Origin of the sequence: Streptomyces sp. AC550_RSS872 (assembly GCF_019049285.1) — a bacterium.
Lineage (GTDB): Bacteria > Actinomycetota > Actinomycetes > Streptomycetales > Streptomycetaceae > Streptomyces.
On record NZ_JAGMUL010000064.1, the window covers coordinates 39,903 to 46,378 of the forward strand.

The following is a 6,476-nucleotide window of genomic DNA, read 5'->3' on the forward strand; positions in this document are numbered from 1 at the left end:
CGGCGGCAGGGATGGCGCGTGCAAAGATAGTTAACGCTATTGACTACGCCGTTCACTTGGCGGCATCCTCTCCACACCCAGTGCTCCACGGCTCGCTGCCAAGCGGCGTCCGCAGAGCGCCGCGCGCACCGCCTCCACCCCGAACTGCTCGCGCTCGTCCCGCCCGGTCCCTTGCCCGACCTGCGCAGAGCACGACATCCCTCTCCAGGAGCACCCATGCGCCAGACCCGTACCCGCGCGGTCCCTGTGACCGCAGCCGTCGCCATGACGGCCGTACTCGCCGGTTGCACCACCACGGGAGCGACGTCCGCAGACCCGAGCGGCGGTGATGCCGCCACGGCGACGAAGATCCGGACGACGATCGACGTGCCGGCCGGCTTCGACCCGGCCAAGGCCCTGTCCCTGCCGGACTACCAGCTCGCCCGGAACAGTTACGACACCCTCGTGCGCAAGGACGACGGCGGGCTCGTCGGCGGGCTCGCCACCGAGTGGAAGAACACGCCGACCTCGGCCACGTTCACCCTGCGCGCCGACGCGACCTGCGCCGACGGGACTCCGATCACGCCAACGGTCGTCAAGGGCTCCCTCGACCGGTACGTCGACCCGAAGACGGCGGCGCCCGATCTCCCCACGGTCTTCGGCCCCGGCAACACGGTGAAAGTGACCGCCGACGACGCGGCGCGGACGGTGAAGATCACGCTCGCCAGGCCGTGGGGCGACATGGTCACCGGCCTGTCGGTCGCGAGCACGGGCATCGTCTGCCCGGCGGGACTCAAGGACCTCAAGGCACTCGCCGCAGGTAAGGCCAAGGGCTCGCAGTCCGGCCCGTACCTTCTTGAGAAGTCCCAGTCCGGCGTCTCGTACTCCTACACGCTTCGTCCGGAGTACAAGGCATGGCCCGCCTGGCGCACGAAGATCTCCGGCAAGGTCGCCGCGACCTTGGAGTACCTGGTCTCGCCCGACCCGACGGCGACCGGCAACCTCGTGACCAGTGGCCAGCTCGACATCGGCAAGATCGACGCCTCCGGTATCCCGCGCTTCGACGGCGTGCCCGGCCACAGCGTGAGCGTCAGCCGGTTCTCCGACTTCTACCTGCTCTTCAACGAACGACCCGGCACCGTCTTCGCGGACGTCGCCACCCGCCGGGCGGTCGCCCAGGCCGTTGACCGCGCCGCCTTCACCAAGGTCGTCTCGAAGGACACGGGTGAGCCGTCGACGATGTTCGTGCAGAAGGGCATCCCCTGCAACGACCCCGGCACCTCCTTCCTCGTACCGACGGACAAAGCCGCGGCGGCCGACGTGCTCAAGGGCAAGAAGATCCGCCTCGTCGGCCCTCAGGTCGTCGGGCCCGCCGGCGCCGGAAACCAGTACATCCAGGAGGCGCTGCGGGCCGCGGGCGCGGACGTCACCCTCGCCAACGTGGACGTCGGGACCTGGGTCGGGACCGTGTTCGGCAAGCCCGACGCCTGGGACCTCACGGTCTTCGCCGACCTCAACTTCCTCGGCAGCCTCGCGGGCCCGCTCGGCCACTTTGTGGGCCCCACCGTCCCCGAAGGCGGCGGCAACCTCGGCGCGGTGAAGAACGCCGAGCTGAACAAGGCCTTCGCCCAGGGCGCGGAGGCGACGACCGAGAAGGCCCGCTGCACCGCGTACCAGACGGCCGCCAAGGCCCTGATCTCGCAGGTGGACGCGGTGCCGCTGGTCAACGACCCGTTCATCTACGCACTGCGCAAGGGATTCAGCGCACAGATGCTCGGCGGCTCGCTCGACGACCCGATCCTGCGCATCACCGGCTGACGGACAGGCCGTCCGCACGCGGCGCAGACCCACGCGGCGCAGACCCATGCGGCGGAGACCCACGCGGCCGGACCCGACCGTCCGGCAGGCACGGAGAGCCCCCGCGCTGTTGCGGAGCCCCGCACCGAGACCCTCGCAGCTTTCCGACAGGAGCCCCCTGGTGATCGACCCATTCAGCACCGCCCAGCAGATCGCCGACCTCGTGCGCACGAAAGAGGTCAGCCCGGTGGAGGTGGCCGAGACCTACCTCGACCGCATCGAGCGGATCAATCCCGCCGTCAACGCCGTCGTCTGGCTCGACGCCGACGCCGTGCGCGCGGCGGCCGTCCGGGCCGAGCAGGCGGTGCTGCGCGGCGATCCGCTCGGCCCGCTGCACGGCGTCCCGGTCCCCATCAAGGACCTCAACTCCGTCGCGGGGCAACCCAACACGATGTCCTCACTGGCCATCCGGGACACCCCGCGGACGGTCACGGACCCCGACGTCCAGCTCCTCCTCGACGCCGGCGCGATCCCCCTCGGCCGGACGAACTCGCCGGAGTTCGGTGCTCTGACCGTCTCCGAGAACGCCCGGCACGGCAAGACGCGCAACCCGTGGAACCCGGCCCACACCTCCGGCGGGTCGAGCGGCGGCGCGTCGGCGGCCCTCGCGGCCGGGCTCGCCCCCGTGGCACACGCCTCCGACGGCGGCGGATCGATCCGCGTCCCGGCGTCCGTCACCGGCCTCGTCGGCCTCAAGCCGAGCCGGGGACGCGTGCCCGCACTCGTCCGGGGCTGGGAACACTCGACGACCGAAGGCGCGATCACCCGCACCGTGCGCGACGCGGCCCTCATGCTCGACGTCATGGGCCGTCCCGACCGGCTCGCCTGGTACAGCGCGCCCGAACCGGGCCGCCCGTACATCGAGGAGGCCGGTGCCGATCCCGGGCGGCTGCGGATCGGCCTGCTCCTCGACGCGCCTACCGGGCTGCCGGTCGACGAGGAGTGCCGCACGGCGGCGCTGACGGCCGCGCAGGCACTGCGCGACCTGGGACACGACGTCGTCGAGGCCCGCCCCAAGATGTTCTCGTACGAGGCGATCATGGGCTTCACCTGGACGATCATCAGTGCCTCCACCTACGCCATCGAGGTCGACGACCCCGACGCGGTGGACCCCTACATCCGGCGCCGCCGGGAGACCGCCCTCGAGGTCACCGCGGGCGACTACGCCCGGACGGCCGCCCGCCTCCAGGCCGAGTCACGCGACGTGGTCGCCCAGTGGGGCCGGGACTTCGATGTCCTCCTCACCCCGACCACGGCGGTCGTGGCGCCGCCGGTCGGCCCCGTGTACGACGAGGCGAACTCCGACCCGGACGGCCCGCGCGCCACCGAGACCCGGATGGTCTCGTTCACCGCGTTCGTCAACATCGCCGGGCTGCCCGCCATCTCGCTGCCCGTCCATACGACAGCGGACGGACTGCCGGTCGGAGCCCAACTCGTCGGCGCACCCTTCGACGAGGCGACGCTGCTCCGGCTCTCCGCCCAGCTCGAACCGCGGTTCCGCTGGTACGAGCGGCACCCGGACGACGCGGCGCTCGCGGGGGCGGCGCGGTGAGCGCCGGGTCCGCGGTCCCGACCGGGCCGCTGCCCGCCGCACCCGTCCGGCGCGTCCCCCGGCTGCGGCTGGGCGGTGGCTGGGCCGGGTTCGCCGTCCGCCGGGCGGGCGGGCTGCTGATATCCATGCTGCTGCTCGTCCTCGTGACGTTCCTCATCGTGCCCCTGCTGCCGGGGGATCCGGCCCGCGCGATCGCCGGCACCAACTCGTCGCCGGCCACGCTCGCGGCGATACGCGAACGACTGGGCCTCGACGAGCCGCTGGCGACACGGTTCGTCCACTACCTCGGCGACATCGCCTCGGGACGGCTCGGCACCTCGTTCCGGTTCGACACCCCGGTTGCGGACATCGTCGCGACCCGGTTGCCGTACACCGTCCAACTCGTCGTCCCGGCCGTCCTGCTCTCCCTGGTCATCGCCGTCCCGCTGGGCATGACCGTCGGTGTCCTCACCCGTGACGGACGCCGCCGCCGGCTCGGCGTCGCATTCGGCACGGTCGCAGGTCTCCTCGCGTCGGCGCCGGTCTACGTCGTCGCGACCCTCCTCATCGTCCTGTTCTCGATCAGCCTCGGGCTGCTGCCGTCCGGCGGCGCCACGACACCGAGCGCGCTCGTCCTGCCGATCGCCGCGCTCTGCATCGGCCCGGCCTTCGCCATCGCCCGGGTCGTCCGGCAGGAGACGGCCTCGGTGCTCGCCCAGGACTACATGAGGACCGCCCGCGGCCACCGCCTGGGATCCGTGCGTCTCCACCTGCGCCACGCGCTACCCAACCTCGTGACGAGTGTCCTCACCCTGAGCGGTCTCGTCCTCACGTCCCTGCTCGGCGGGACGATCATCCTGGAGAACGTCTTCACCTACCCCGGGCTCGGCACCGAGGTCGTCCAGGCGATCATCAACAAGGACTATCCGGTGATCCAGGGCATCATCCTCGTCGTCGGCATGCTCGCCCTGCTCGTCAACCTCCTCGTCGACGTCGTCCTCGGCATCGTCGACCCCCGCACTCTTGAGGGAGGTCGTCGTGGCCACTGACGCGACCGTGCGCCCGCCCGCGCCAGGATGGCGCCGCAACCCGTCGCTCCTGTCCGGCGCCGTGATCCTCGGACTGCTCCTCGTCGTGGCCCTCGTGGCCCCGCCGCTGCTGAGCGGTTCCGCCGAGACCCTCACCGACGACACGCGGCTGGGGCCCGGTGCCGAGCATCTCCTCGGCACCGACGCCTTCGGCCGTGACGTCCTGGCCCGGGCGCTCGTAGCGACCCGGCTCACCCTGCTCATGGCCGCCGCCGCCACCGCCGCCTCGTTCGTCGTCGGCGTCGCGATCGGCGCGCTGGTCCACCTCGCACCCCGGTGGCTGCGCGAGGCCTGTCTGCGGCTCATCGACTCGGCGGTGGCCTTCCCCTCGCTCGTGCTCGCCCTCGTCATCGCGGCGGTGCTCGGACCGGGCACGGTGTCCGCGATCGTCGCGATCGCCGTCGCCGGCGTCCCCGGGTTCGCACGACTGACGGCGAACCTCGCCGCGACCGTCGCGGACAAGGACTACGTGCTCACCGCGCGCCTGCTCGGCGTTCCCGGCCTGCGCATACTGGGCCGGCACGTCCTGCCGAACATCAGCGGGCCGCTGCTGGTGCTCCTCAGTTCGAGCTTCACCTTGTCCCTGCTCGACCTCAGCAGTCTGTCGTTCGTCGGCCTCGGTGTGCAGAGCCCGCAGTACGACTGGGGCCGGCTGCTCAACGAGGCGCTGCCGTCGATCTTCGCCCAGCCGTCGGTCGTCCTCGCTCCGTCGATCATGCTCATCGTCACCGGTGTGGGCGCCATGCTCCTCGGAGACGGCGTGGCCTCACTCGTCGACCCGCGAACCCGCGGCATAACCCGCGGCACGGCGCCCGCACCGGCCAGGACGGCGGACGCGGCGGGACCGGCCGCTCCGGCACAGGACGGCGCGGCGCAGGCGCCTCAGGCGTCGGGCGGTGCGGGGGCAGCGGCCGGCACGGAGCGGGACGGCCTGCTGACCGTCGCCGGGCTGACCGTGCGGGCCGGCGACCGGACACTCGTGGACGACGTGTCGTTCACCATCGGGGCCGGCCAGATCGTCGGCCTCGTAGGGGAGTCGGGCTCGGGCAAGTCCACCATCGCCATGGCGGTCGCGGGCCTGCTCCCCGAGGGCGTGCGGGCGAACGCGTCGCGCCTTGCCCTGGGCGACCTCGACCTGCTCGGAACACCGCCGGAGCGACGCCTCGCCACTGAGATCGGCATCGTCTACCAGGACCCGATCGGCACGTTCAACCCCGCGCTGAGGCTCGGCACCCAGCTCACCGAGGTGGCCAGGGTGCATCTGGGGACGCCCCGGCGCCAGGCCGCGCAGGACATGGTCCGCGCCCTGGCCGACATCCACGTCACCGAGCCGGACCGGCGGCTGCGCCAGCACCCGCACGAGCTGAGCGGCGGCATGCTCCAGCGCGCCTCGATCGCCTCCGCGATGACGACGAACCCACGGCTGCTCATCGCCGACGAGCCGACGACGGCCCTCGACGTCACCGTCCAGGCGGAGGTGCTACGGCAGTTCCGGCGCATCAACCGCGAGCACGGCACGGCGATGCTGTTCATCTCGCACGACATCGGCGTGGTCGGCGTGCTCTGTGACACCGTCCTGGTGCTCCACGGCGGCCGGGTCGTCGACCGTACGACGGGCGGCGACCTGCGCCGGGGGACGGTCACCCACCCGTACACCCGCGCGTTGCTCGCGGCGACGCCCGCCGCGGTCGAGGCCGGCGGAACCCTCAGCGCGGTCCAGTGGACGGCCGACGCGCATGCGGCGCAGCCGAGCGGGGCGACCACGCCCTCGGACGACCTTTCCGACAAAGCCGCGGACCGCCCCCCGGCCGCGGAAGGGAGCCGCTGATGTCCGCCACAGCAACCGCCACCGCACCGGACCCGCAGACGGCCGCCCCGCTGCTGCACGTGGAGGATCTCACCGTCGAGCTCGGCCACGGCGCCGCGGCCCGCAGGGTGCTCAAGGGAGTCTCGTTCGACATCCCCCGGGGCAGCACCCTCGCACTCGTCGGAGAGTCCGGGTCGGGCAAGACGACGCTCGC

At 72.3% G+C, this 6,476-nt stretch carries 5 protein-coding genes; all 5 read left to right on the forward strand.

Annotated elements, in window-relative coordinates:
• Positions 1-216: 216 nt before the first annotated feature.
• Positions 217-1,797, forward strand: a complete 1,581-nt coding sequence (locus KUM44_RS26735) for an ABC transporter substrate-binding protein (protein WP_217211820.1) — start codon at positions 217-219, stop codon at positions 1,795-1,797.
• Positions 1,798-1,957: 160 nt separating this feature from the next.
• Positions 1,958-3,388, forward strand: coding sequence for an amidase (locus KUM44_RS26740; RefSeq protein WP_217211822.1), 1,431 nt, complete (start codon positions 1,958-1,960; stop codon positions 3,386-3,388).
• Positions 3,385-4,416, forward strand: a complete 1,032-nt coding sequence (locus KUM44_RS26745) for an ABC transporter permease (protein ID WP_217211824.1) — start codon at positions 3,385-3,387, stop codon at positions 4,414-4,416. Before KUM44_RS26740 ends, KUM44_RS26745 begins: the two co-directional genes overlap by 4 nt.
• On the forward strand, positions 4,406-6,283 hold the full coding sequence (locus KUM44_RS26750; protein WP_217211826.1) for a dipeptide/oligopeptide/nickel ABC transporter permease/ATP-binding protein: 1,878 nt from the start codon (positions 4,406-4,408) through the stop codon (positions 6,281-6,283). Before KUM44_RS26745 ends, KUM44_RS26750 begins: the two co-directional genes overlap by 11 nt.
• The coding region (locus KUM44_RS26755; protein WP_217211828.1) for an ATP-binding cassette domain-containing protein at positions 6,283-6,476 on the forward strand (194 nt) is incomplete at its 3' end. The genes KUM44_RS26750 and KUM44_RS26755, both read left to right, overlap by 1 nt.